This is a genomic window from Rubritalea squalenifaciens DSM 18772, assembly GCF_900141815.1.
Classification (GTDB): domain Bacteria; phylum Verrucomicrobiota; class Verrucomicrobiia; order Verrucomicrobiales; family Akkermansiaceae; genus Rubritalea; species Rubritalea squalenifaciens.
In genome coordinates this window covers 1,029,899-1,054,142 of record NZ_FQYR01000003.1, presented here as the reverse complement: position 1 = coordinate 1,054,142, position 24,244 = coordinate 1,029,899, and the positions used below count along the sequence as shown (strand labels likewise).

Annotated in this window: 18 protein-coding genes; 8 read left to right on the top strand and 10 right to left on the bottom strand. The window is 51.6% G+C overall.

What is annotated here, in order from left to right; all coding sequences use genetic code 11:
• The first annotated feature begins 24 nt into the window (after nucleotides 1-24).
• Together rsmA and BUB27_RS09830 are read left to right on the top strand one after the other, a co-directional pair.
• Nucleotides 25-1,377 carry a 16S rRNA (adenine(1518)-N(6)/adenine(1519)-N(6))-dimethyltransferase RsmA gene (rsmA, locus tag BUB27_RS09835; RefSeq protein WP_143183628.1) on the top strand — a complete coding sequence of 451 codons (1,353 nt, stop codon included), beginning with the start codon at nucleotides 25-27 and terminating at the stop codon, nucleotides 1,375-1,377.
• A 93-nt stretch (nucleotides 1,378-1,470) separates the two neighbouring features.
• Nucleotides 1,471-2,889, top strand: coding sequence for a sulfatase (locus BUB27_RS09830; protein ID WP_143183627.1), 1,419 nt, complete (start codon nucleotides 1,471-1,473; stop codon nucleotides 2,887-2,889).
• 94 nt (nucleotides 2,890-2,983) lie between these two features.
• On the opposite strand, the gene BUB27_RS09825 is transcribed toward BUB27_RS09830, so the two are convergent.
• Both BUB27_RS09825 and nagB read right to left on the bottom strand, forming a co-directional pair.
• Entirely contained in the window at nucleotides 2,984-3,751 is a 768-nt protein-coding gene (locus tag BUB27_RS09825; RefSeq protein ID WP_143183626.1) for a PEP-CTERM sorting domain-containing protein, read from the bottom strand.
• A 233-nt stretch (nucleotides 3,752-3,984) separates the two neighbouring features.
• The gene (gene nagB, locus BUB27_RS09820; RefSeq protein WP_143183625.1) at nucleotides 3,985-4,743 is read right to left on the bottom strand and encodes a glucosamine-6-phosphate deaminase; all 759 of its coding nucleotides are present in this window, start codon (nucleotides 4,741-4,743) and stop codon (nucleotides 3,985-3,987) included.
• A 233-nt stretch (nucleotides 4,744-4,976) separates the two neighbouring features.
• Here nagB and BUB27_RS09815 point away from each other — a divergent pair, with 233 nt between their 5' ends.
• The gene (locus tag BUB27_RS09815) at nucleotides 4,977-6,245 is read left to right on the top strand and encodes an OmpA family protein (RefSeq protein ID WP_143183624.1); all 1,269 of its coding nucleotides are present in this window, start codon (nucleotides 4,977-4,979) and stop codon (nucleotides 6,243-6,245) included.
• Nucleotides 6,246-6,390: 145 nt separating this feature from the next.
• On the opposite strand, the gene BUB27_RS09810 is transcribed toward BUB27_RS09815, so the two are convergent.
• The 3 genes from BUB27_RS09810 to BUB27_RS09800 are packed head-to-tail and all read right to left on the bottom strand — an operon-like array spanning nucleotide 6,391 to nucleotide 9,124.
• Nucleotides 6,391-6,972 carry a PEP-CTERM sorting domain-containing protein gene (locus tag BUB27_RS09810; RefSeq protein ID WP_234991725.1) on the bottom strand — a complete coding sequence of 194 codons (582 nt, stop codon included), beginning with the start codon at nucleotides 6,970-6,972 and terminating at the stop codon, nucleotides 6,391-6,393.
• 47 nt (nucleotides 6,973-7,019) lie between these two features.
• Nucleotides 7,020-8,585 (bottom strand): LamG-like jellyroll fold domain-containing protein, encoded by a 1,566-nt coding sequence (locus BUB27_RS09805; protein WP_143183622.1) that lies wholly within the window; start codon nucleotides 8,583-8,585, stop codon nucleotides 7,020-7,022.
• On the bottom strand, nucleotides 8,582-9,124 hold the full coding sequence (locus tag BUB27_RS09800) for a sigma-70 family RNA polymerase sigma factor (protein ID WP_143183621.1): 543 nt from the start codon (nucleotides 9,122-9,124) through the stop codon (nucleotides 8,582-8,584). Before BUB27_RS09800 ends, BUB27_RS09805 begins: the two co-directional genes overlap by 4 nt.
• A 613-nt stretch (nucleotides 9,125-9,737) precedes the next feature.
• Between BUB27_RS09800 and BUB27_RS09795 the strand changes: the two genes are divergently transcribed.
• Nucleotides 9,738-10,364 (top strand): hypothetical protein, encoded by a 627-nt coding sequence (locus BUB27_RS09795; RefSeq protein WP_143183620.1) that lies wholly within the window; start codon nucleotides 9,738-9,740, stop codon nucleotides 10,362-10,364.
• A gap of 84 nt (nucleotides 10,365-10,448) precedes the next feature.
• A complete protein-coding gene (locus tag BUB27_RS09790) occupies nucleotides 10,449-11,276 on the top strand; it encodes an HAD family hydrolase (RefSeq protein WP_143183619.1) in 828 nt (275 codons plus the stop codon).
• A gap of 5 nt (nucleotides 11,277-11,281) precedes the next feature.
• Here the strand turns inward: BUB27_RS09790 and BUB27_RS09785 are convergent, their stop codons facing one another.
• From BUB27_RS09785 to BUB27_RS09775, 3 genes are read right to left on the bottom strand one after another with little or no spacing between them, the layout of a single operon-like run.
• Complete coding sequence (locus BUB27_RS09785; protein ID WP_143183618.1) at nucleotides 11,282-12,097, bottom strand: NTP transferase domain-containing protein; 816 nt, start codon at nucleotides 12,095-12,097, stop codon at nucleotides 11,282-11,284.
• Nucleotides 12,094-12,570 (bottom strand): cyclic pyranopterin monophosphate synthase MoaC, encoded by a 477-nt coding sequence (moaC, locus tag BUB27_RS09780; protein WP_143183617.1) that lies wholly within the window; start codon nucleotides 12,568-12,570, stop codon nucleotides 12,094-12,096. The genes BUB27_RS09785 and moaC overlap by 4 nt, the downstream gene beginning before the upstream one ends.
• Before the next feature lie 18 nt (nucleotides 12,571-12,588).
• On the bottom strand, nucleotides 12,589-13,824 hold the full coding sequence (locus tag BUB27_RS09775) for a molybdopterin molybdotransferase MoeA (RefSeq protein ID WP_143183616.1): 1,236 nt from the start codon (nucleotides 13,822-13,824) through the stop codon (nucleotides 12,589-12,591).
• 59 nt (nucleotides 13,825-13,883) lie between these two features.
• Here BUB27_RS09775 and moaA point away from each other — a divergent pair, with 59 nt between their 5' ends.
• The 3 genes from moaA to fdhD are packed head-to-tail and all read left to right on the top strand — an operon-like array spanning nucleotide 13,884 to nucleotide 16,167.
• Nucleotides 13,884-14,894 (top strand): GTP 3',8-cyclase MoaA, encoded by a 1,011-nt coding sequence (moaA, locus tag BUB27_RS09770; RefSeq protein ID WP_143183615.1) that lies wholly within the window; start codon nucleotides 13,884-13,886, stop codon nucleotides 14,892-14,894.
• A gap of 12 nt (nucleotides 14,895-14,906) precedes the next feature.
• A complete protein-coding gene (locus tag BUB27_RS09765; protein ID WP_143183614.1) occupies nucleotides 14,907-15,401 on the top strand; it encodes an MOSC domain-containing protein in 495 nt (164 codons plus the stop codon).
• A complete protein-coding gene (gene fdhD, locus BUB27_RS09760; RefSeq protein ID WP_143183613.1) occupies nucleotides 15,394-16,167 on the top strand; it encodes a formate dehydrogenase accessory sulfurtransferase FdhD in 774 nt (257 codons plus the stop codon). Before BUB27_RS09765 ends, fdhD begins: the two co-directional genes overlap by 8 nt.
• Here the strand turns inward: fdhD and BUB27_RS09755 are convergent.
• Both BUB27_RS09755 and BUB27_RS09750 read right to left on the bottom strand, forming a co-directional pair.
• Entirely contained in the window at nucleotides 16,164-18,476 is a 2,313-nt protein-coding gene (locus tag BUB27_RS09755; protein WP_143183612.1) for a transglycosylase domain-containing protein, read from the bottom strand. The two genes, fdhD and BUB27_RS09755, sit on opposite strands and share 4 nt — an antisense overlap.
• Before the next feature lie 25 nt (nucleotides 18,477-18,501).
• Entirely contained in the window at nucleotides 18,502-24,222 is a 5,721-nt protein-coding gene (locus tag BUB27_RS09750; RefSeq protein WP_143183611.1) for an alpha-2-macroglobulin family protein, read from the bottom strand.
• Between the last annotated feature and the right edge of the window lie 22 nt (nucleotides 24,223-24,244).

Here is a 24,244-nt window from a genome sequence, read left to right as displayed (position 1 = left end):
GGGTCTGGTGTACTTGATGAAGCCATGACAGGCGGCGATATTAAATCGGTTTTACAGCAGAAGGGAGTGATTCCTTCTAAAAAACTGGGGCAGAACTTTTTGTGTGATCAAAATGTGGCCCGCTGGATTGTGGAGCAACTTGATCCACAACCGCATGATACCGTCGTGGAGGTAGGCCCTGGTACTGGTGCGCTGACTGAGCATCTGGTGGGAAGAGTGAAGAAGGTGATTCTGGTGGAGTTTGATGCCCGCTTGGCCGAGTATTTACGCGAACGCTTTGCCGACCGTGATGATGTGGAAGTGAACCACGCGGATGGGGCTAAGTTCGACGTCCGCCAACTTTTCAAGGATGCTCCGATCAAGTTTTTAGGAAACCTGCCGTATTCCGCAGGAGGTGCGATCATGCGTAACTTCATGAAGTGTCCTACTCCTGTGGTGAAGGCGGTACTGATGCTGCAGAAGGAATTTATTGACCGCATCGTGGCTAAGCCGCGTACCAAAGCCTATGGGGTTCTGACTCTACGCATGCAGAGTGAGTGGGTGAGCAAGCCAGTGAAAACAGTCCCGCCAGAGGCATTCCATCCGATGCCTTTGATAGATTCGACTGTGATGACTTGTGAGCTGAAGCCGGAAGGCGACCTGCCCGTCTATGATGCGCGCCTCTTCGATGAACTGATTCGTCGTGGCTTTGCCCAGCGCCGTAAGCAGATCAAAGGGCAGCTGCCAAAGAACCGCGAGTGGAAGGAAGTGGGCGAGAAGCTTGGCCTGTTGGAAACAGCGAGAGCTGAGGAAATCTCCCTAGAAGACTGGGTGGAGATCACACGTGAGTATGATGATCACCCGCTTAAGGATATTCCTCAGAAGGACGATGAGATGTTCGATGTGGTGGATGAGAATGATGAGGTGATTCGCCAAGAGCAGCGCGCCGTGGTACATGCGGAGAATTTGTTGCACCGTGCAGTGCACGTACTCGTCTTCAACAAGAAGAAGGAACTGCTTTTGCAGAAGCGCTCCCGCTTGAAAGATAATTTTCCCGGCGTATGGGATAGCAGCGCCGCTGGTCATCTGGATGCCGGGGAGGACTACGAGTCCTGCGTGATCCGCGAGCTGGAGGAAGAAATGGGCATCACGGGGGCCGAGGTCCAGCAGTTTGCCAAAGTGCCGGCCAGTGCAAATACTGGTTGGGAATTTATCGGCCTTTACCTTGCTCGCTATGATGGAGCCTTGCGCTTCCCATGTAGTGAAGTGGATGCAGCCCAGTGGTTCAGCATGGAGCAAGTAGAGGAATGGATAGCTGCTCGTCCTGAAGACTTCGCGCCTGGATTCTTGGAGTGCTGGGAAATATTCCAGAGCAAGATGAAAGAAGCCCAAGAGTAAGGGGACAGAACAGGAGTAGCCTCTTGTTACGGAGCTTCATAAAGTTCTCTGAGTAATACTCTATCGAAATGGTCATCTTAGGGTGACCATTTTATGAAGCTAATAACCATCTTATTCTCGCTGCCAACGATGGCGGCTGTGATCTCTTTGAATCTGGGCAGTGCCACTGCTGAGTCGAAGAAGCCGAACTTCCTGATTATTCTCGCCGACGATCTAGGGTCAGGCGATCTCTCCTGTACAGGGAGCACCCAGATCAAGACACCGCATATTGATAGCATCGCTGCCGGAGGGGCTCTTTGTACCCAAGGGTATACCGCAGCACCTGTGTGTGCACCTTCCCGCTGCGGTCTGATGACTGGGAAGTCGCCAGCTATGATCGGTAACGACATGAACCTCGGTCCGAACTTGGATGGTATGGATCCTGAGTTTCATGGTTTGAATGTGAAGGAAAAGACTATGGCTGACCGCTTGAAGGCCTTGGGCTATACCACGGCAGTGGTAGGCAAATGGCATTTGGGGGAAAAAGAGCAGTTCCAGCCAGCCCAGCGTGGCTTTGACATATTTCATGGATTCTTGAGTGGTGGCAGAGACTATTTCGCGCAAAATAAGGGCAATGGTGGGGCTAGAGAGATTCAGTCCACTCTTGGTGAAGTACCGGAAGTGACTTACCTGACTGATGATTTGACGGATGCAGGCATCAAGATCATTGAGCAATGCAAGGACGAGCCATTCTTCCTTTTTATGAGCTATAATGCCCCGCATACGCCAATGCAGGCAACCAAGGAAGATCTAGCTCTCTACGAACACATAGAGAATAAAAAACGCCGTACCTATTGTGCTATGGTGCATGGGCTTGATCGTGGTGTGGGGCGATTGTTAGAGTCTTTAAAAGAGAACGGCGTAGATCAGAATACGCTGGTTGTGTTCATGAGTGACAATGGTGGAGCGAGCAGTAATTCATCCTGCAATGCTCCACTGAGGGCTGCTAAGGGGACTCTACTTGAAGGTGGTGTACGTACACCATTCCTTGTCAGTTGGCCGGGGGTGATTACTCCAGGAACAATCGTTGATAGCCCTGTGTCGGCCTTGGATTGGATGCCGACATTCATCCATGCAGCTGGAGGTAGTGTGAGTGAGAAAGATGGCTTAGACGGTCTGGACCTGGCGGGTGTGCTCTCAGGCAAGGTAAAAGAGCCAGCGCCTCGTGACCTGTACTGGCGATTCCATGGAGTGAATATGATGCGCTCAGGGGATCTGAAGATTATTGATCGGGCCAATGCTTTGCCTTGGGTATTTGATCTATCCAAAGATCCTGGTGAGCAAAATGATCTTTTCAAAGCACGTTTGGAGGAAGCTGATTCGCTGAAAAGGAAACTCGGTGACTGGGTACTGGAAGTACCACATCCTCTCTATTGGGAGGGCGATAACTGGGCTAAGATCCAAGCCAAAGCTTATGAGAAAAGTGAGGCTGCCAAGCAACCAGCAGATCATGCTCCAAGTGCTCATCAGTAGCTTTTACCCGGCTACTATCTTAAGTAATGAAAAAGCCACGTTGCTATAGGCAACGTGGCTTATCCATGTAAACAGTGTGATGAGTTGATGGAAATTAGGCTCTGCGGCGGCGCAGTAGCAAAGCTCCGACACCAATGACACCAAGTAGTGAGGTGCTTGGCTCTGGAACAGCAACTGCAGCGTAGGCGCCACTGGTCAGACTGAGGGAATCGATGGAGTAATCTCCGCTAATTGCTCCACCATAGTCACCAATGAAGGTGGACTGGCTACCTGAAAAGCTTCCGTTTCCAGGAGCGATCGGAGTGGAAGTGTCGTCGTTGAGTAGAGTACCGTTGACCCAGTAGTAGTAGCCACCAGCCTCAGCATCGTGAGCGATACGAACGGTGTGGTAACCTGTGGTGAAGTCAGTACCGACGAGGAAGTCCAAGTCAACTGCACCTTGTTCGATACTGATGCGGTCATCTTTGATGTAGATGGCGCTGGATGGACCTTCTACATCTGTAGCGATACCGAACCACCCATTGGTGCCTTGTGTGCCGCCAACTTTACCAACGGTGATTTCCATGGTCCAAGCGACTGTGCCAGTATTGTCGGAGACAACACTTCTCCAGATAGAGTCAGTGAAGTCACCACGGAAAATCTGGTCGGCAGCTGTGTTCGTGGCGTAGCCGCCGGAGACTGTAGGTACTCCGGTGTCCCACCAGTCGTCTGTACCATTGCTGTCGAGATCCTGATTGTTAGGAGCTACATCCATGGTGTAGATGTAATCAAAGTCTTCTACGGCTTTGGTAAGTGTAATGGCTCCAAATGCTGGTGTGGCAGCAAGGAATAGAGCCGGTAGGAGGATGTTGTGTTTTTTCATAACATCCTGAAAATAAGCCTTGCAGTGTTGTCTTGGGAAATGAATTGAACTGGTTTTGATAATCTGCCAGTCATGAGGAGGATACCTGATTATAGGATGTGGATGGGGGACAATTCGTTCGTAGCCTTGTAATTTAAGGTTGGTAAATGAAACCAGTGTGCGTGGCGGGCATGCAAAAAAGCCACGCTGCCTTGAGCAACGTGGCCTTTAGAAGAATCTTGTAGCTACAGAGTTTAAGCAGGAAGCTCTGTGGAGGCCTCTTCGTCGATGTAGAAGACGGCGTTGTCGTGCTCCTGCAAGTAGGAGGCAGAGACAATGTCGTTGACCGGGCCTGTCACGGCTTCGTTGACGATAGGAGCTTTGTTCTTACCCCATGCCATGAGGACGATTCGGCGAGCAGCGAGGATAGTTCCGCAGCCCATGGTGATGGCGGCTGTAGGAACATTCTCAAGACCGTCAAATGCAGGAGCTGCATCTTCACGAGTGATTGGATCCAGCTCGATGGCACGAGTGAGTGAGTTTTTTGGAGAACCTGGCTCGTTGAAGCCGATGTGACCGGTGCGGCCAATGCCGAGAATCTGAAGATCGATGCCACCTGCATCTTTGATCTTTTGTTCGTACTCAGCACAGTGAGCTGGAATGTCGGCTTCGGCTACAGTACCTGATGGGAGATTGATGTTCTCAGGCTTGATATCGATGTGGTCGAAAAGGTTCTGGTGCATGAAGTACCAGTAGGACTCCTTGTGCTCCTTAGGTAGACCTGCGTATTCATCCAGGTTGAAGGAAATCACGTTAGCGAAAGAAAGGCCTTCTTCTTTGTGAAGACGAATCAGTTCCTGGTAGAAGGCAATCGGGGTAGAGCCTGTGGCTAGACCAAGAACGGTTTTCTTGCCAGCGGCGTCATTGGAGCGGATGAGTTCTGCTGTTTCAGCGGCAAGCTTTCTAGTAGCTTCTGCTTTGCTTGGGAAAACTTCTACAGGAATCTTTTTCATGATGGCTTGGTGATAGTGGATCAGCTTCCATCCGCAAGTGTGAATCTAGCCATGTATGGCATCAATTTGCGCCCATTGGTGTCTATTTTTAACCATCAAGGGAGCTAAGTGCGAAAGAAATAGCATTTGTGATAGAATTCGGGCTTTATCGGGGTAAAGGATGGTGTAGCTTGTAGGCATCAGCAGAGCGAGACGGACACGGCTCCCTGTGACGCTTTTAGGTTAACAGCTCTATGGCAAACCACGGATACAGTTGGAGGAATGTGAAGCATGGATCTTCATTCAGTCTGCCGAAGTCAGAAAACTTCGGGAGATGGGTAGGTGTGGCTATTGTCTTGGCGATTCTTCTTCATGTTCTCCTGTTTTTCGGCCTGAAGAATATGACGATCGTGATGGACAGCATTGGTGAGATGCTGGAAATCCAGACCGAGCCAGTTAGGGTAGTCAATGTTGACGACTCGAAGATGATACCCGAAGCGAAGATGGAGACCGTGGAAACACCTGAGGTGACGGGGGAGCTTTTGGAGGAGATCGAGGCCTTGGAGGCCCTTCCGGAGAATACCGAGATCGATATGAGTCCGGCGATTCAGGAGCCTGATTTGACCGTGAAGATGGAAATTCCGGCTATGAAGGGCTCGGACCTAGCTGAAAGTCTGGATCCTATAGCTGGACCCAAGTTTGATGAGAGCATGAGCGATCTTGGCAGAATGGATGACATTATCCAGCCTGCTGCTGTTGGTCAGGTCGTGGTCGATCCAGGTGAGATGTCCGCGGACATCTATGATCCGGACAAGTTTAACGAAGAAATGGAGAAGAAAGGCGCCAACGGTCTAGCTGACAAGGGTGCTTTGGATAAATTTACTCCACTCAGCACAATGGCAAACATGAGCGGAAACGCCTTGGAGAATGCCACCGGTATGATCGGCTCAGACCTTTTGTTTGATTACAACAAAGCTACCCTACGTGAGAGTGCCCGCAACAGTCTGCTAAAAGTGGCGCTGCTGATTGATAAGAATCCTAAGCTGAACTGTTGGATTGGTGGACACACGGATCTGATAGGTGGTGACGACTTTAACTATGAACTTTCCGTCAAGCGTGCTCAAGCGGTGAAAGACTGGCTGGTGACCGCCATGCGTATCGAGCCTGAGCGCTTGATCGTGATAGGCTATGGTGAGAATCAGCCATTAGTCTCTGAAGGGGATGAGAATGCCCAGGCTCTGAATCGCCGTGTTGAGATCAAGATGCGCAGAGGGCTTCCGCAAGATGGAGAATCCCAAGTAGTCAAGAAGGCGGTAGAGCAGGAACCCAAACCGAAAGTAGAGGAGGAAGCACCTAAAGAGAACCCTCCCAAGGCCATTCTGGTAAAGCCCAATGGGCCACCTAATATCAAGCCACCAGCCAAAGCTATTCCCGCGGAGCCTGATCCGGGCAAGGCTATTCCAGTGGAGCCTGGTCGCGCTGTCATCGAGCCTGAGACACCACGTGCTGTGCCGGTTGAATAGTGGCCGCTCTATGTGCGAGTCAATGTTTGGATAGGAAGATCATCTATCCGCGACTCGTGGTAAGCAGGTGACTTATAAAAAAGTAGCGGGAAGGACGAAGCCCTCCCGCTAAGAGCACCAGAAGATGCACACTATTCCTAGAGGTTTATCTGCGTCGGCGCAAAATGAGAGCTAGACCTCCGAGTCCGAGTAAAGCTGTGCTGGTCGGTTCTGGGACTGAGACGATGTCAAAAGTGACGTCAGCGGTCTCACCCCAGTTGCCATCGTGGCTGTACTTGAAGATGACTTGGGTCAAGCCGGCATTGATGTCGTCCTGAGTCACCGTGTAGCTTGTTGTAGTGACGATGTTACCAGCTTGAGAGTCGTCCACTTTGGATACGCGGGTTCCGGAATCAGCACCATCCCAGAGAATGATTTCCTTGCCATAGATATAACCAGATGTGTTGCGAACGATTGTGGCGTCCATACTAATAACATCACCTGCCGCCAGTGTGGTGGTGTAATTGTATTCCAGTGCTGACTCACCAGTAGCACCTGGGTTGCCCCACATGACACCAGTTGAAGAATTTGCTCCTAAGCCACTGCCTGTATCAATGACTGTAGTCCAGCCACCTTCAGCGAGGAAGGCATTATCAACGGTGTAATCAAAAGAATCTGTGAATACGATGGCCGCGTTAGCAGCACTGAGTGTGGCAGTTAATGCGAGTAGTGTTTGTGTTAGTTTCATTGTATATGCGTTTTTGGTGTTTTTCATCACAAGTGGCACACTAGTTGTCACTTGGTGGAAAGGGGATTTGGTGCAACAAGAGGGCGGTTGCTTTGATAGAGATTTAAAATAGTCGCTTCATCGAGAGCTCCGTAGAACAGATAAACCTCATCAATATCCCCTCTGAACACGATCGGGGGGGTATCGGGGCGGTGTATGCTGGCGCCAATTCGTACGCGTGTAGATAGAGGATGGTCTGTTAGTGTCCTAGTTCGCTCAGTGTTGAAGGTGGTACTGGTAGACTCGATTTTACCGTCGATGTAGAGAGTGTGTCGTGTGGGGCCGTCTTTGGTTTCAGGTGGATGCATCACACAAGCAAGGTGGTGCCACTGACCATCAGCTAGATTCGTAGTGCCGACATAATGTGGACCTCCGACGATGAGCGGATATCCGCCAAGTCCGATCTTCAGGGTCCAGATGGTATTTTCAGGCGTGTCTTTACTGTCGCTTTGGCAGTAGCCCCAACCGATGAGGCTAGCGATGTCGGTGCCTTTATCCGGCGCATAATCTGTACGTATCCAGCACGCTACAGAACGGGGTTCGGCTCCTGCAATACCGGGTAGCTGAGTTTGTAGCTGTTGCCCTTTAACGCCCGTGAAGTGCACGGCTGAACCAAAACGGCCTTTTGAAATGAGCGGCTGAAGATCAGCCTGTTTGGGGCGCGCGGAGGACAATTCCAAGTCAGGGTGGTTGCCCTGTGCTTGGAAGGCATCGTTTTCCACCTTGTCGAAACTCCAGTGGATGTAGGGAAGAGTATCGGGAAGAGAGGTGAGGAATGTCTCAGGAGCAGGGGGAATCTCCTTGAGGCGTCCTATGCTGTCGATACGTCGAGACTCTCCAAGGCTTAAGATGGCGGATTCTTTGCGTACGCGCTTGGTTGTGACTTTGACTTTGCCTTTGAGCACGTGGACTTCATCGTAATTGTCTGGATCAGCATGGACACCGAACTCGGTTCCAAGATCGATGATTTCGAGATCTTGAGTTGAGACCTGAAAGCCTTCAGCTCCCTCAGGGACATGGAACCAAGCGGAGCCATGGTTCAGCTTCAGCTTGTTACCAGACTGTAGTGTCATTTCCGCCGGAGCCATGACGATGGAACTAACTCCTGATTCGAAGGTGAGCTCTACGGTGCCTTGACTGAGGCTGAGGCGGGATCCTTCTTTCATGACCATGCCTGCAGGAGTAGTTTCGTCAGAGGCGTCGTGTGTGAGCGTGAAGTGAGTACCTGGTGAGGTTCTAAAAGTCAGCGAGCTATCAGGGTTCTCTGGGATATGAAAGAGAGCAAGGATGGCGAGGCCGATGATGACGAGTGCTGCGGCAGCAAGGGACGCTGTACGGAGCATCTTTCTTCGCTGACGGTGAATGATGCGCTCCATCGGGATGACTTGAGTCCTAGCGTGTTTACGGACCGAAGTTTCTATTTGCAGCAAGTTATCCAAGTCCATCCAAGCCAGATAAACCTGCATGGCCTCCGGATTCTGCATCAGCTCAGCTTCAAGCCTCTGAAGATCTGCTGGCGTAATGATGCCCTCAGTGAGATCCTGTATCAGATTGACTAAGCACTCTGTTGTCATGCCAGGCCTCCTCTCATGTCCAGGCGTTTATCGATGCACTTGCGGAGCTTCTTGCGGGTGCGATAGAGAATGGCTCTGAGCGATTCAGCGGACTTTTGAGTGCGTTCCGCGTAATTCGTGAGTCCGCCGTGACTCGTGTAGCGCGCATTGATAAGGTCTTGTTCTTGAGCGGTGAGAGCAGAGAGGCATTTTCTGAGCGCGTTGAGTTTGATCTCATCTGCACCGCTGGGCTCAGTGCTACGCATTTCTGCTGCGGCATTGACGATTTCTTCGTTGAGCAGGATTTTGCCGAGTCTCTTGCGCTGGTCCCAGTGCTGCATCACTTTGATCCTAGCGATGGCATAGGCCCATGCTTTGAAGTCTGAGCCTGCTTTGTAGCTCTGTCGCTTTTCCCAGAGGATGACATTGGTGTCTTGGAGAATGTCATTGATATCTTGGGAGCCAGGTAGCATGGCTACAATCAGCCCCCTCAGAGCATTCTGATGATCAGTGATCAGCCTGATAAAGTCTGAGGTAATCTGGTTTTCGGGGCTACTCATGCGCGGTTTCTATCTTTCAAATCAGTTAAGGACGGCAAACGTGACGACAAATCGTGAGAAAATATCTTTTTTAGCAGGATGTAGTGAGCTGGAGAAGCGAAAAGAGGAAGCGTGTATAGAGCTTATTCATTCCCATTAGTTTATGAATGATGTAATGAAAAAGACTCCCGGAAGGCGAATGGTCAGCCGGGTCTGTATGAGCAGACTGAAGACGCAGGGGTTACGTGCGTATGGCAGCTACGGTTGTTTTGTGGGTTCGAGTCCCACCCGGGAGCACTTCTTTAAGTGAACTTAGAAAATGTGGCATCCGCCTCTGAGTCTGGCCGTTCTTGAAAAGGTCCAGCAGCTGCGTGAGGATGGTTGGATCTGAGGAACCAATACACCATACCCAATTAGGAACCGAGGGTAGACGGGGTGGTTGAGGTGTGTTAGATACTGGTGGGTGTGGTGCTACACCGGTGAACTAGAATTTGTCCATGAGCCATAGGTCAGGTTGTTTCCGGTAATCACTACACGAACAACGCCGACGTCCGCAACATACCTTCGATGGCGTTGGCAGCCGAATCTTACTACGGAGGACACCGCTTATTACCATACTCCCGCGATGAGAAGCATGAAGATATCATTATTGACCATATTAGCTATAGTTACGTCTTTCACTATTTTAGTCAGTGGATGCTCTTACAAAAAAAATGAATATTTAAGATCTGAATCTGATGAGGTGAAAAAGATTGATCGTATACTATGGTCATCACTTGGGCGCTACAGTACTTGGGGAGATTATGGAACAGTCCTGATTCATGGTTTATTGAATAGAGACTCGAACTCTAGATTTTTAATTGTTGCACGTTCAGATACTCCTAAAATTTTGGTGTCTAGAGGCAGTTTGATCGTAAATAAAGAGCTATATCAAAAAATTCGAGAAAATTACCCCAGCATAATTTTTTCACAGATAACAAAAATTGTGCAAAAAAAAATACCATGGGAATCTTGGCCGAATACCTCTGAGCCTAGAGTATATCCTCCGACTGGAGACCCATATGACTATTTGTATGAAAACTATTTTCCTGAAGTTGATAGAACAAACGATTGGAATCTTTATTGTGTCGAGGTTTGTTCGACTGTAGATTTCAGTTTTGATGGTTCAAAATCGTATTGCTCTGAGGACTTTTATAACTTTTTGCTAAGTATATCAGGTGATGAATCCTGCTACTTACAGGGTCTTGCGTTAGGGAATTAAAGGTAGTACCCAGAAATTTCTGAAAATGAACCCCTTTGCCATGCCGTCCTGGCTAGGTGTCTTTTATGTCGAACATAGAAAGATGTGGCATCCGTCGAAGATCTGGTCTCAATTAGGGCTGTGGAAGCTTTGGAATACCCCCAAGAAGTTCGAGGAGTTCTTTCGTTTGATTTTGACGGGACGCTGCATGTGCCGACAGAGAATCCGCCGCTGAGTCCGGCCTTTTTTGAAAAGGTCCAGCAGCTGCGTGAGGAGGGCTGGATCTGGGGAATCAATACGGGCCGCTCACTGCCGCAGATGATCGATGGCTTTGGTTTTGGTAAGTTTCCGTTTTATCCAGACTTTCTGGTGGCACGGGAGCGGGAGATTTTTACGCCGGGGCAATTTGGTCGCTGGGTTCCCGTGGAGGCTTGGAAAAAGAAAAGTGCCAAAGATCACAAGAGGTTTTACCGGCAGACTAAGAAGTTCCTGAAGGAGGTGGAAGAGTTCGTTGATTACGAGACTGATGCCGAATGGATCGAGGAGGAGAACGGTGACACTGGGGTGATCTCTACGACCATTGAGGAAATGCAGAGGATCGTAGACTATATTGAGAAGCACCGAGGCAAGTATGAGATGTTAGGATACTTGCGTAATACGATCTATCTGCGTTTCAGTCATGTGGACTATCACAAGGGGACAGCTCTACAGGAGGTGGCTCGACTGGCTGGTGTGGACAAGCAGCATGTCTTCGTGATCGGGGACGGGCATAATGACCTCGATAAATTGCACCCGGATGTAGCTGGAATGATTGCCTGCGTGGGCAATGCAGACGAGGTGGTGAAAGAGCACGTGCGCGAGCAAGGCGGCTATGTAGCCGAGGGAATTGGGAGCCTCGGGACTATCGAGGCTCTTGAGCATTTCTTAAGTTAACAACCTTAGCCGCCAGCCACGGGAGGAATGAAGACGACTTCGTCGCCTTCTTGAAGAGGTGTCGCCCAGTCGGCAAAGTCTCCGTTAATGGCAAGCATGAGCTGCTTTTGCTTGTGTGGGAAATGGTACTTGGCTTTCAGCTCTTCGTAGAGTCCGGAAGGAGTGACTGATTCGGTTTGGTAGGGTTCAGAATCGGTGCCAGTGATTTCCTTGAGCTGGGCGAAGTAGCGAAGCTCAATGGATTTCGAAGTGCGAGCGTCCTCGAGAAAGCTGCGGATCTCCAAGGTGTCTGCCGGGGAGTTGGCATTCATCAAGGCGTGTGGTCGGATGAGATCCACAAGCTTGGTATTGCACTCCTCTAGCAGATTGCGAGGGCAGAAGTGTTTGTCCTCAATGGCCGCTTTGATTTTTGGAAAAATGGAAGGTTCGTAGATGGCGCAGAGTGGTTCTGGGCGTCCGTCAATGCTGCTGCGGTAGGCTGTGGCGTCGGCACTTGGATCACGTTCGCGAATGAGATGCTCCAGAGTTTCCCATTCCAAGAGTGGAAGGTCACAGGCGACAACGAGTAATGGTGATTCCTCGTTTTCCTCTGCAGCTGCATTGATTGCCGCTAAAGGGCCGTTGGCTGGATCAGCGATGAATGGGAGACCGTAGTCTATAGTTCCGGGGTGAGACAGGTATACGTGGTCGGAGAGCTTGTGCAGGATCTCGTAAAGCCTGAGGTATTCCGGCGTGTTGTTACGGTATGTCAGGAAGGCCTTGTCCTGTCCCATGCGGGTGGACTTGCCACCGACCAGAAGGATGGAAGTTTCGATTTTCATTGGGCTGCGTAATCTGATTTTCCGCCAGTCTTTTTGACGAGCCTGGTTTGGTTGATGGTGATGTCGTGGGACATGGCTTTGCACATGTCGTAGATGGTGAGGGCTGCCACGGAAGCTCCTGTGAGAGCTTCCATTTCCACGCCTGTCTTGCCGGAAACTAGGCAAGTACAGGTGATGCGTACTGCCTGCTGCTCTGGGAGCGGCGCGATCGAGAACTTGCATTTCTCCAGAGGAAGCGGATGGCAGAGCGGGATGAGGTCCGAAGTTTTTTTCACCGCCATGGTGCCGGCGATGATGGCGGTCTGGAAGACCGGACCTTTCTTCGTCTGGATGTCATCGCCCACGAGTTCAGCCATGATCTCCTCACCAAGAATGACAATAGATTCGGCAGTAGCTTCGCGTTGGGTGATTGCCTTGCTGGAGACATCTACCATGCCTGGCTGGTTGTTTTCTGGGTCAATATGGGAAAGCATGAGAGGGAGAGGATGAAGTTAGAAAAAGGGATAGATGTCGAGCAGCGTTCCTGCAGTATATTGCTTTTTCGGCTCGGAGACGACAGCAAAGCCCTGCTTTCCGGCGAGAGTCAGGTAGTCGCCTGAGTTTCGTGGCGGGTGCAGTGTGATGCAACCATCCTGCATGGTGTAGGGAAGGATACCCGTGAGCGGTGCAGACCAGAGAAAATCGCCGGCCAAAGGTGCACGCCGTGCAGTGGGCTTCATGCCTAGCATGGTCATGAGGGCGGGCAGCAGATATCGGGTGGCTGTGGCTGTTACGGAGACCGGATTGCCAGGTAGAGCAAAGACTGATGGTGAACCGTGGCTTTTCCAATAGGCAAAGGGTTTGCCCGGACGCTGAGCCACGCCATGGAAATGCGGTTCGCCCAGATGCTTTCTCAGAAGTGGTGCGACCCAGTCAAATTTTCCCATGGAGATGCCTCCTGTTAGGATAAGTACATCTGCTTGTTCCAGAGAGGGTGCGAGAGCCTGGTCGATGGCATCCGGGTCGTCCGCCAAGTGCACATGTTTGACCTTGCCTAGCTTATTGCCCTCGATGAGAGGGATGAGCGCCGAGGGGTGTGAGCGGCGGATCTGGAAGTCTGTGGGAGTTTCTGTCGGATCGATGACTTCGTCACCCGTGGTAAGGAGATGGATGCTGGGAAGTTTGGAGACACTCATTTCCATGGCTCCTACGCTGGCTGCGATGGCGAGTTCCATTGGGCTAAGCTTGATGCCTTCAGGCAGGGCTGTGGCGTCTGCTGCGCAGTCGCTTCCTGTGCGGTGGATGAACTGGCCTGGTTCGAAAGTGGTGGTTGGTAGAAGTGTGGCTTGTTGTCCTGAGACTTCGATTTGCTCCACGGGGATGACGGTATCGGTGCCACTCGGCAGCGGGGCTCCTGTCATGACTTCAAGGCAATGATCGGGCTGGATCAGGTGGAGGGCTGGAGCGCCCGCAGCCTGGGTGCCGGAGATGATGAAACTTTTCGATGTGGATGATGAATGGATGGCGATGCCGTCCATCATGACACGGTCGAAGGGGGGAGCCGGGCGGTCAGCGAAAATGGGGTGCCGCAACACGCGCTGATACGCCTGATCCGCGTTAATGTGTTCGGCTGGAAGGTGTTCGAGCGAGCTAAGTATGAGGCTTTCAGCCTCCTCCATGGAGATCAGTGGCAGCACTCCTTTAGCTTCCTGCCAGAGAGGGGAAGTTTCAAGTGCCAAAGCAGGCATGCAGTTGGTGTCTAGATATGGGTTTGCTTGTTGGGGATGGGGTGGTTAATTGACATGAAGTGCAGGAAGTACAGGACAAGCTGGGACGGCAATTACGGGATTTGAGGATCTCCGTGACGGACCGTTGTAATTTCCGCTGTCGCTATTGCATGCCGGCTGAGGTCTTTGGAGCCGGGTACGAGTTTCTGCCGAAGGATGAGATTCTTCGCTTTGGGGAAGTCGAGCGGCTGGCCAAGGTCTTTGTAAGTATGGGCGTGAGAAAGTTGCGTCTGACTGGCGGTGAACCGCTGCTTAGGAGAGACCTTCATGTGTTGGTGAGGAAGCTTGCGGAGATTGAAGGCGTGGAAGATCTCGCCATGACGACCAATGGTGTCTTGCTGGCAGCCAAGGCGGAGGAGATGAAGAAGGCTGGATTGCAGAGAGTGACCGTCTCTCTCGATGCGATGGATCAGGATATTTTCGGAGCCATGAATGGCGTAGGGGCCAAGGTGGAGCGTGTGGTCGAGGGAATCGATGCTGCGCTCGCTGTGGGGCTTGGGGTGAAGATAAACGCGGTAGTGAAGAAAGGTGTCAATGAGGGGGAAGTACCCAAGCTGGCAGCCTTTGCCCGTGAGCGTCAAATTCCGGTACGTTTTATTGAGTACATGGATACAGGCAATGCCAACCGCTGGAAGCTGGATGAAGTGATGCCTACGGCTGATTTGTTGGCTCAGTTGAAACAAGTCTATCCGCTGCAGGCGGTCTGCGACCCTAAACTGGGTGAAACCTCCGAGAGGTTCCATTTGCCGGGAGTCGATGGTTTCGAAGTCGGGTTTATCAGCTCGGTAACTCGACCGTTCTGCCGTGATTGTAACCGTGCACGTCTCTCTGCTGATGGACATTTGTTTACCTGCCTTTTTGCCTCAGTGGGGCATGATGTGAAGGCGCTGGTGCGGGGTGGATTTGATGATGAGGCTCTGGCCACGCAGCTGGCTGCCATATGGTCAGTCAGGGTGGACCGCTATTCTGAAGAAAGGGCTGGCATGAAAGAGATTCCGAAAAAGGCCGAGATGAGCTATCTTGGCGGTTAGACAGACAATTCCATGAAGATACAGATCAAGCACATCTACATTTCGCCAGGACACAATTACTACGGACGCTACGGCAAAGGCTCTTTGGATCATGAGATCCAAGAAAAAGAGAAGATTGAAGTCGTGGCCGGTAAGGGTGTGGTCGGAGATCGGTTCTTCGACTACAAGGAGGATTACAAAGGGCAGATCACCTTCTTTGATTGGGCGGTCTATGAGCAGGTCAAAGAGAAAGTGGTGAAGGGAGAACTCGATCCTTCAGCGTTTCGCCGCAATGTGATGGTAAGTGGCGTCGATTTAAACGAGCTGATTGGCAAACGTTTTGAAATCGATGGGGTGGAATTCACTGGGTCTGGTGAATGCTCTCCATGCTTCTGGATGGACGAGGCTTGTGCCGAGGGGACCGAGGAGTTTCTGAAAGGTAGAGGTGGTCTGCGCGCACGAATCCTGACCGACGGGGAATTGTTTGCCGGAGAATATGAACTCAGGGTGTTAGGCGACAATGAGTGAAGAGCGGTCGGCTGAGTATCAGGTGCAGAGAGCTGGTAAGTTGGTCAGTGACAGGCTGGCCGTAGAGGAGCCAATGCAGATCACTGTCGACGGATGTCCCATTGCCGTGGTGATGCGTACGCCCGGGCATGATGAAGACCTCGTGAGGGGCTTTCTACTAACCGAAGGCGTTCTGAGGAGCCTTAGCCTTGTGAGTCGAATCGATCTGGAGCAAAAGCAAAACCATGCCTTGGTGTTTCTGAAAGACGATGCCGAAGTGGACTATGAAAAGCAGCAGCGCAATCTCTACAGTGCCTCAAGCTGCGGGATCTGTGGAAAGGCGAGCATAGAATCGATCCGTCAGGAATTGCCCAGGCTGGAGAGTGGTTTTGCTGTCAGGAAAGAGGTTTTGTTATCTCTTCCAGACAAGATGCGTGAGACCCAGGAGACATTTGAGAAGACTGGTGGTTTGCATGCGGCGGCTTTATTTACTCAGGATGGTGAGCTCGTGGTTTTGAGGGAAGATGTGGGCCGGCACAATGCGATCGACAAGGTGATTGGCTGGGCAGCTGCTGAGGAAATCGATTTTTCCCATCTTATCCTGCAGGTGAGTGGACGTGTCTCCTTTGAAGTGATGCAGAAATCTCACGCTGTAGGTATTCCGGTGATCAGCGCGATTTCGGCGCCTACCAGCCTGGCTGTGGATTTTGCCCAAGAGAGTGGACAGACCCTTATTGGATTTTTACGGCCTCCGAGTTACAACGTGTACTCGGGAGAGGTTGTCTAGAGAGAGTCCACCTGGAAGGTGAGAGTCTGAGTTTCGCCAGTCTTTGAGTTGGTGGCAGTGAGGCTATGCATGCCTTCGGTAAGAAGGGCGGTGAGCTTGCCTTCATGGTTAATGATGCGAAGCGTGTTTGAGAACCAGACGGTGTTTTCGGGGATGTTTGAGATGAGTGGTAGGTAAGCGCCATGATCGGGAAGATCCGGATCGAGAAGATACGTCGCATCACGTGCTGGGGAGAGAACACGAAAGGCTTCTTGGATTTCTCGAGTATGGGATGCTGTGTAAGGGCCCTCAGGGCGTTCCTGCATCCATTCATGGTAACGGGAATCTAGATAGACGTCGCCGTTCTCAGAGTAGTCTGACAAGCCGGCTTGTTGGGGGAGATATTGTATGTGGGAGAAGGTGTGGATAGCGAGTGGGTAGCGAGGGTGTCCTTTTGAAAGCCTCTTTCCAGTGGCTGGATCAACGGAGACGGGGCTGACTCTGGCTGGCTTTGTGAGCCAGCTGGGTTCAGTTTTCTCATGGATAGCCAGCATGAGTTTTTTAAAGACGGGGCCGGCCCCAGTCACCCCAGAGATGCCTTTCATGGGGCGGTTGTCCAAGTTGCCTACCCAGACGCCTACCGTGAAATCGGCCGTGAAGCCGATGCAGAAGTTGTCCCTGAAATCGGATGATGTGCCCGTTTTGACTGCGCAGGGAAAGGGGAGGTGTAGATTGGAATGCATGCCGAACCCTTCCAAGCGAGCGTTATTGTCTGCCATGACTGAAGCGACCAGATAGGCGGATTCAGGAGAGAATAATCGTTTGTAGTGCGTTACTGAATTTGCAGGGGTGATATGGGTATCCGTATAGAGGCCCAGTCTGGCAATGGTGGCAAAGGCATTGGTGGCTTCCAGTAGAGTCACTTCACCAGAGCCTAGGGTCAGGCCTAAACCATAGGTGCTTGCGGGTTGATCGAGTGTGGTGATACCTAGCGAAGTGAGGAGTGTGAGTAGTCGCTCTGGACCACCGATATCATTCAGCACCCTGACTGCTGGCACGTTCAACGAGTTCCCCAGAGCTTTGTAGATGGTGACTGGGCCATGATGTTGGCGGTCATAGTTGACCACTTCCTCAGGTCCTCGGATCCCAGCATAGCTGGTAGGGATATCAGGAACAATCGTGGCGGGAGACATGCCGGCATTTTCAAAGGCAAGCAGGTAGGTGAATGGCTTCAGTGCTGAACCCGGTGATCTGGGGGTGAGTGCCGCATTGATCTGCGAGAGTGAGAAATCCTTCGTGCCTACCAGCGCTAGTATTTCTCCGGTCTCATTATGGATAATGACGGCGGCGCCATGGTGTACCTCCTTGTCTTTGAGTAATCCAAGTTCCTGCTGGAGCAACTGGCGGGCGGTTTCTTGATGCTCCAGTTTGATCGTCGTCTGGATATGCGGAGATTTTTCTTTGCGGTGGGGGAGGACTAGCTGCGAGAGTTGCTGGGCTTTGGTGTGCGTTTTGTAGGGAATCAGTTCGAGAGGTTCGGATTTGGCTCTGGCAATGCGCTCGGCAGGAATCGAGTAGATGATCTGCATCCGGTCTAACACCCAATTTCTGCGCTCTAGAGCATTCTTGGGATTTCTTCTGGGGTTGTGGCGGGAAGGAGCCTGAGGCAGTCCTGCCAGAAGTGCATACTCTGCCAAGGAAAGATCATTGAGGGACTTGTTGAAATAGTGGAGCGCTGCTTGCTGCGGGCCTTGAGTGCGGTTTCCGTAGTCGAGATGGTTGAAGTAGGCGGCAAGGATCGTATCCTTGTCTTCACTCATCTCCAAGTGGCGGGCTGTTAGGGCTTCTATGAATTTGGTTTTGAGGGTACGCGGAGGCACGCCTGAAGTTAGCTTGACGGTTTGCTGAGTAATGGTGGAGGCTCCGCTGACAAAATGGCCGGCTGTCAGGGAGTCTTTGATCGCCCGTATATTAGCAAATACATCAATGCCCCCATGGTTATAAAAGCGTTTATCCTCTGCTGCCAGAGTGGCCTCAATCAGCGTTTGCGGGATACCTTCTAACAGGGAGTGCCGGTGCCGGTAGTAATCCTCCCGAGGGCTGTGGTGGAGAGGTCTTCCTTCTCTATCCAGTATCAGGACAGAGGGGGCAGGGCCAGAGAGTGCGGGCTTATTATAGGGAAAGGCAAAGGGGAGCAGGTACCAGCCAATCAGTGCAATGAAGGCGCCAATAGCCGAGCCATGAAGAAGCAGGCGAGGGAGTTGTCTCCCACGCCTCTTCTTGGCTTCCACTGGTCGCAAGCCTTGTGCGATATGGCAGTGGTCATACATGATTTATCCCATCGCCGGGGGTATCTTATCGGGTGGTCGTGATGGTCCGTGCTCCAGAGAGTGCGTACTTACTTGGGTCGTACATGGCTTCTACTTTTGCAGGTGGAGCGTGCACTTCGCCTTCTGCTGTGATTCTGGCTAGATAGCTTACGGAGTCCGTGCGGCCACGCCATGAGCGGTTCAGGAAGAATAGAGCGCGGTCATCACGTAGTTCAGTACGTGCTACTTTCCAGTTCTTCTTACTCTTCACGAAGGCTGCCTGTGAGGCGAAGTCTTCGTTGACGATTTCAAAGGTACTTGGCAGCGGATCATCGATGGCGACGTACTGGAGTTCATCGGCAAAGGTGATGTCCAGTGTGACCAGCACAAGGTCGCCTACCTTTGGATAGAGCAATGGCGAGGTTTTCCCGTCTGAGGTGACACGTTCATAGCGGCGCTTAATGGCGAGACCACTGTGACCAACTGGGCCAACAGGAGCAACCTCAGGCTTCGCGGAGATAACAACCCGGGCAAAGGCCTTGTGATCGGAACTCGCCTCTAGATTCTGGACCTCCTCAAGCGGGAGTCTCAAATTTTGTACAGGCTGGTTCTTGCTCAGCTGGATCGTCTTTGTTCCAGAGGCCAGGTGCAGGGTAATGGTAGAGTCAGAGCGCTCTGACTCAACGTATCGAGCATAAGCGGCCATGGCATGAAGAGCCCAGCCGTTCACCCAAGTGGTATGCCAGTGACCTTGTTGGCCGCGCTTGGCCAGAAGTTCCTGCAGTTTCAGATCAGCCTGTTCCCCTTTGGGGTCAATAGTTGACCAGGCAAGAAGCTGGGAGGGGACATTGGCACGGTAGCGCATCCAGTAGCTGTTCGGGTCGTCTTTGACTGGTTCGGTGAGCAAGCTGATTGCCTGATCCTTGGCTCCTCCTGAATGATGGATGGCGAGTGCCAGGAAGGCGCGTGAACTATCCCCGAGTTTGTCCTTCATGTCATAGAATTTGTTCTGGAAGGCTTGCTGAGGTTTGCCGGCTAGAGCGAGAACGTAGAGGGCTCTGCATTCTGTGTCGGCATGCCACTGGTTGTAGTTAGGCTTTGCAGGCTTCCGCAGGCTTTCAGCAAGATATTTGGTAATCCCATCAATGGCGGAGTCAGGGACGTTGGCACCTTGCTGTTTGGCGAGCAGAAGCGCCATGCCGCCATAGGCGGTGGCCCAGTCGGTGGCTTCTCCTTCACCGGGCCAGTAGGATAGACCACCGGATGACGTTTGCATGGAAAGCAGGCGATTGGCTCCTTTCTGGATGGCCTCTTTGACCTTTTTCTCTGAAGTGTTGGCAAAGCCAGGAACCGTTGATTTGAGGTCACGGACTGCAAACCATGGCATCAGGGAAGAAGTGGTCTGCTCCACGCAGCCGTAGGGGTATCGAAGAAGGTAATCTACTGCTCCGCCAGCTTCGAGAAGGAGAGAGTTGGACAGCTCTAGATCGGCATGACCACGTCCATTCATGAGGATGGGGTTCACGTTAGCCACCATGTTAATTCGGTTCTCATTACCGTTTTCAAAGCGGATAAAGTTTGCGTGACGCAGAAGTGGGCGAGGATAGGTGACCTCGAATTTGTTGATCATCGCGTCGCTATATTCTGAGCTGGTAGCCGAAGTAAGTTCGGTTCCTTCCAGTTCACGCGGGATCGCTTTCCAGGTCCACTGGGTTTCCCCTGTATTGATGAAGGAGACATCGAAGCTGACAGTGGCTTGTTCACCAGCGGTGAGCGTTACGGATTTGGTAAGCGTGTTTTCGGTTGCGCCGATCACCTTGGTGAGGCTGTCTGCTGTCAGAGAGACATCCCAGGTACCTGAGAGTTTGGATACATTCTGAACCAGGACGCGCTGAGTCATCGTATCTCCCTCGCTCGCAAAACGAGGAGGCTTAGGTTCAAGCATGATGTTTTTACTTACCACAAGATCTGTACTCGTGGAGCCGAAACGGTCTGCTCCCGAGAGAGCTGTTGCCATGACTCGATAACGGGTCAGAGTGTCAGGTGTGTTAAAGCTGAGTTTGAACTGACCTTTCGAGTCGGTGATGACAGTTGGGAACCAGGCGGCGCATGGATCAAAGTTGTTCCTGGGTTTAATGTCCTCTCCTGCTGTTTCGTCGAAGAAGCCCCCGCCGCCACCAATGGTGAATCCTTTGTTTCCATAGTAGGCGTCCTCTGGATTTTCGGAGACTATGCTTCCAAGAGATACACCTGTTCGTAGGGATAGGGGTCTATCACGATGGAAGTGCTTGAGCGGGGAAGGGGTATGGTACCCCATGACCGCGAGGGTGCCTTCGTCCTCTGCATAAAGGACGACTTCACTGTTGCTCACGGCTCTGCCTCGGTGGTCAGTCACCTTGCCGGTCACCGTGACTTCCTCGCCAGGACGGTGGTAGTCTCCGGGGATTTCCAGAGCGATCTTTAGCTTCTTGCTAGGATCAGTTACGGAGATTTCACAGAAGCCAAGCTTGAGTGCTGCTTGTTTGTATTTGTGCGGGCTGTCCGCAGCGCCACGAATCACCAGGACTGAAACGTAGGCGTTTGGAGCCATCGTATCATCGATCGGGAATTCGATCACTGGCTTGTCCATGCTCAGTGTACGGCGGAAGGTCTGGATAACACCTTTTCTCTCCACGCTAACAAGGGCTGTTCCTTCGATTGGTGTCATCACGAGGATGCGCGCTGTGTCTCCAGGGAGATAGTTCTTCTTCTCGGAGACCAGTTTGATGCGCATGCCTTCTTCAGTTGCCCATGGATATTCCTTGGAACCGTAGACATAGAGATGGCTGGCGGAAATGCTCTCACGGCCTTCAGCATCGGCACCTTTGACGGTGAAGATGTAACGTCCAGGTTTCTCTGCTGTGAGGGAAAGGGCATTGGTCTTACCGGCCTTGACTTCAAACTCTTGGGTTGAGATGTCCTCGATCTTTGTCTCATTGTGGACGCGGACTCTACCGTCATCCGACTTTACCTTGTTAGTAACATGGTACTCGCGCTGAATCTGTACCGAGACCTTAGAAGTGGTCTTTGAATATTCACCATCGGGATCTACTGCGACGATGTTTAATTTAAATGGTTCACTGACGCGAGTGAGCTGGTCTCTTCTGGAGATACCGTAATAAATAGCGGTAGGGTGGTGGACGACCGTCTGAGTATCCGAGAGTGTCTGGTCACGAGTATCACGGATGGAGCTCGTGAAGGAGAGCCGCTGTGGTGATGGGAATTCTAGCTTCGGAATATCCATGCTGACGGATGCAGAGCCGTCACTTGATAAAGTAAGCTTTCCGTTTTTGTGTTCCGAATCTCGGAAGTTGCTGCTGTCATCTTTATAGCCGAAGTAGTAGCTCCAGTAGTAAGGGTCGTACTTGCGGTGGTCGCCGAACTTGAAGTCGCGGAATTTGTCTGGGTAGAAGCCGGTCGGCGTAGAGGTGAAATGCCATTGTAGTTCACCCTCAGCTACTGGGGTTCCCTGGTAGTAGTTTGCCTCCACATCCAGTTGGATGTTAGTGTCACCGGGTTTTGGTGCAGGCAGGTTGGCGCTGATCTCAAAAGCATTTCTGCGGAACTCTTGAACCGAGAAACGATGGAGGAATACGCTGCGGGCCTGTTGCTCATTCTCTTCTTCATCTGCGTCGGCCACCGTCTCTGCGTCCTCATTGGTGACTATCTGGCAGTGAATGGAGAAGGTGCCAACTTTCTCTGAGGGAAGATCAAACTCGGTGTCCAAGCTGCCGTTTTTACTAAGTGTGATTTCTTTTTCAAAGAGCACTTTCCTGTCAGGATCTCTCAGTTGGACCTGTACTTTGCTGTCTTCTGTTAGGCGAATCTGGTTGTCCATGAACTCCCTGAGTATGGCCTTGAAGCGAACCTTCTCGCCCGGGCGGTAGAGGTTGCGGTCTGTAAAGGTCATCATGTCTCGCTCCCAGTAGGTCTTTTCAGACCAGCTGAAATTGACAGGGAAACGCCACATGTAGACAGTGCTGAGGGAATTATCGAAGGTGACGGCAAAGCTGTCATCCTTAAGATGGGCGATCAGGTGGCGGTCCGCCTCTGAGCGTGGGAGTTTGGCGAGTCCTGATTTGTCGCTCTTCACCGTTTGTAGCAGCTTGGCGTCTTCACCGTAGATGGACACGGTGGCAGAGGGGACAGGCAGCCCTGTATCCAGAGAGTAGGTGTAGATCCAGACGTGATCTTCGGCGATTTTCCAAGCCAGACCTAGGTCTGTCAGTTGGATCACGGCTTGAGCTTCCCGCTTGCGGCTCTCTTCTGAGCTCAGCTGGTCTTTAGGAGTACCCACGACAGAGACAAAAAGGCTGGCGGACTGCTGTTTGTCCGGCAGTATTTCGTCCCAGTTGAGGGTGATGCGTATACTCGTGTCGATTTTATTATCCAGAGCGATGACCTGATCATAGACGGTATCACCACTGATGAGTTCGAAGGGGAGTGGTTTGGTAGGGCTGATATCATCATAATTGTATCCGTCACCTGTGTAGTGTCGGTATCCTTGCTCAGTACGGATGAGTTGCTTAGGTTCCAGGGCTTTGATCCTCACGTGGATCTCCTTCATATTTACCGTGTCTACGGTGTAGGTGCGGTGACCTTTGGAAAGCTGGGCGGTATTGAAGGTTGGGAGGCCGATGCCGGATTCGACATTCTTGAAGACGATTTTCTTGGCAGTCGATTTCTCCAGAGTCAGGCCGTTGGCGGCAGCCAGATCCTCGGAGACAGTGACTGTGTAGTTGTTTGTGCCACTGAAGTCACCGCTGGCTACCAGGTAGCTGTTACCATCCAGACTGATTTTGAGGTTCGGCGGGGTAGGGGTGACCGTAATAAGTTGGCTTAATTGCTCTTCCTTCAAACCCTTGGCTAAATTAGAATTGAAATAGAAGAGGATCTCTCGTGGATGATCTGCACGCACGAGTGGGGAGATTTCTTTGATCTCGAATGGTTTGATGCTCCAGATGAAATAGGCAATCTGCTCAGGAGTCTTGTTTGTTTTACTGAGGTTGGGCAGCCCCTTCTTGACCATGAGGTTCCACTTTTCACCGATGGGGAGTGGCTTTTTGGGGGTGACGATGACTCCGTTGCTAATTGGGGAGTTCTGTTGCCATTCGGTTTTCTCTTCAACTTGCTGATCTTCCTTCTTTGCCTTGAGGTTGATGAAGCGCTGGTGCCAACTCGGGCGAATGTAGTATGTGCTCTCTAGGTCTCCCCATGTGGCTTGTCTCACTACCGCGTCCAGACGGTGACCTTCCTCATCAATGTAGTAGAAGAACTTCTCGATTTTGTCTGGGTCTACGTCGTCATTGAAGCGGATATAATTAGAAGGCATGCGGTTATTGACCGATGACTTGCGATGATAGCTTGGTTTGAATGCTTCTGAGGCGAGGGAACGGATCTTTCCGTCAGGTATGGGGGACTTGTCCAGATGTTGAAGCTTGGAGTTGATAGAGAAGGTGTATTCAGTTCCCATCTTGGGAGCTTCAGAGGGAATGAACTGAGCCATGTTCTGGCTGGACCAGCGAAGCTCTCCTTTGATCTCAGGCTTAATAGAAAGGATGCTGTTAGTCGTGGTAGTGTTGACCACGCTTTCCGGGACGACCGCCCGGTCAAAGACGAGCTTGTAGGTGGACTCTGGGCGAATATCCGAGGTGGATATGTGGAGTGTGGGCTTGGCCTGCAGAGTCGCAGCGGCAAGCAGGGATAGGGTAAAAGCAAGACGTTTCATAGCAGTTGACAGACGTTCATAA

What these genes read in the sequence shown, in the direction of transcription:
- rsmA (WP_143183628.1), top strand. Translation starts at nt 25, where the DNA reads ATGACAGGCGGCGATATTAAATCGGTTTTACAGCAGAAGGGAGTGATT.
- BUB27_RS09830 (WP_143183627.1), top strand. Translation starts at nt 1,471, where the DNA reads ATGAAGCTAATAACCATCTTATTCTCGCTGCCAACGATGGCGGCTGTG.
- BUB27_RS09825 (WP_143183626.1), bottom strand. Translation starts at nt 3,751, where the DNA reads ATGAAAAAACACAACATCCTCCTACCGGCTCTATTCCTTGCTGCCACA.
- nagB (WP_143183625.1), bottom strand. Translation starts at nt 4,743, where the DNA reads ATGAAAAAGATTCCTGTAGAAGTTTTCCCAAGCAAAGCAGAAGCTACT.
- BUB27_RS09815 (WP_143183624.1), top strand. Translation starts at nt 4,977, where the DNA reads ATGGCAAACCACGGATACAGTTGGAGGAATGTGAAGCATGGATCTTCA.
- BUB27_RS09810 (WP_234991725.1), bottom strand. Translation starts at nt 6,972, where the DNA reads ATGAAACTAACACAAACACTACTCGCATTAACTGCCACACTCAGTGCT.
- BUB27_RS09805 (WP_143183622.1), bottom strand. Translation starts at nt 8,585, where the DNA reads ATGACAACAGAGTGCTTAGTCAATCTGATACAGGATCTCACTGAGGGC.
- BUB27_RS09800 (WP_143183621.1), bottom strand. Translation starts at nt 9,124, where the DNA reads ATGAGTAGCCCCGAAAACCAGATTACCTCAGACTTTATCAGGCTGATC.
- BUB27_RS09795 (WP_143183620.1), top strand. Translation starts at nt 9,738, where the DNA reads ATGAAGATATCATTATTGACCATATTAGCTATAGTTACGTCTTTCACT.
- BUB27_RS09785 (WP_143183618.1), bottom strand. Translation starts at nt 12,097, where the DNA reads ATGAAAATCGAAACTTCCATCCTTCTGGTCGGTGGCAAGTCCACCCGC.
- moaC (WP_143183617.1), bottom strand. Translation starts at nt 12,570, where the DNA reads ATGCTTTCCCATATTGACCCAGAAAACAACCAGCCAGGCATGGTAGAT.
- BUB27_RS09775 (WP_143183616.1), bottom strand. Translation starts at nt 13,824, where the DNA reads ATGCCTGCTTTGGCACTTGAAACTTCCCCTCTCTGGCAGGAAGCTAAA.
- BUB27_RS09765 (WP_143183614.1), top strand. Translation starts at nt 14,907, where the DNA reads ATGAAGATACAGATCAAGCACATCTACATTTCGCCAGGACACAATTAC.
- fdhD (WP_143183613.1), top strand. Translation starts at nt 15,394, where the DNA reads ATGAGTGAAGAGCGGTCGGCTGAGTATCAGGTGCAGAGAGCTGGTAAG.
- BUB27_RS09755 (WP_143183612.1), bottom strand. Translation starts at nt 18,476, where the DNA reads ATGTATGACCACTGCCATATCGCACAAGGCTTGCGACCAGTGGAAGCC.
- BUB27_RS09750 (WP_143183611.1), bottom strand. Translation starts at nt 24,222, where the DNA reads ATGAAACGTCTTGCTTTTACCCTATCCCTGCTTGCCGCTGCGACTCTG.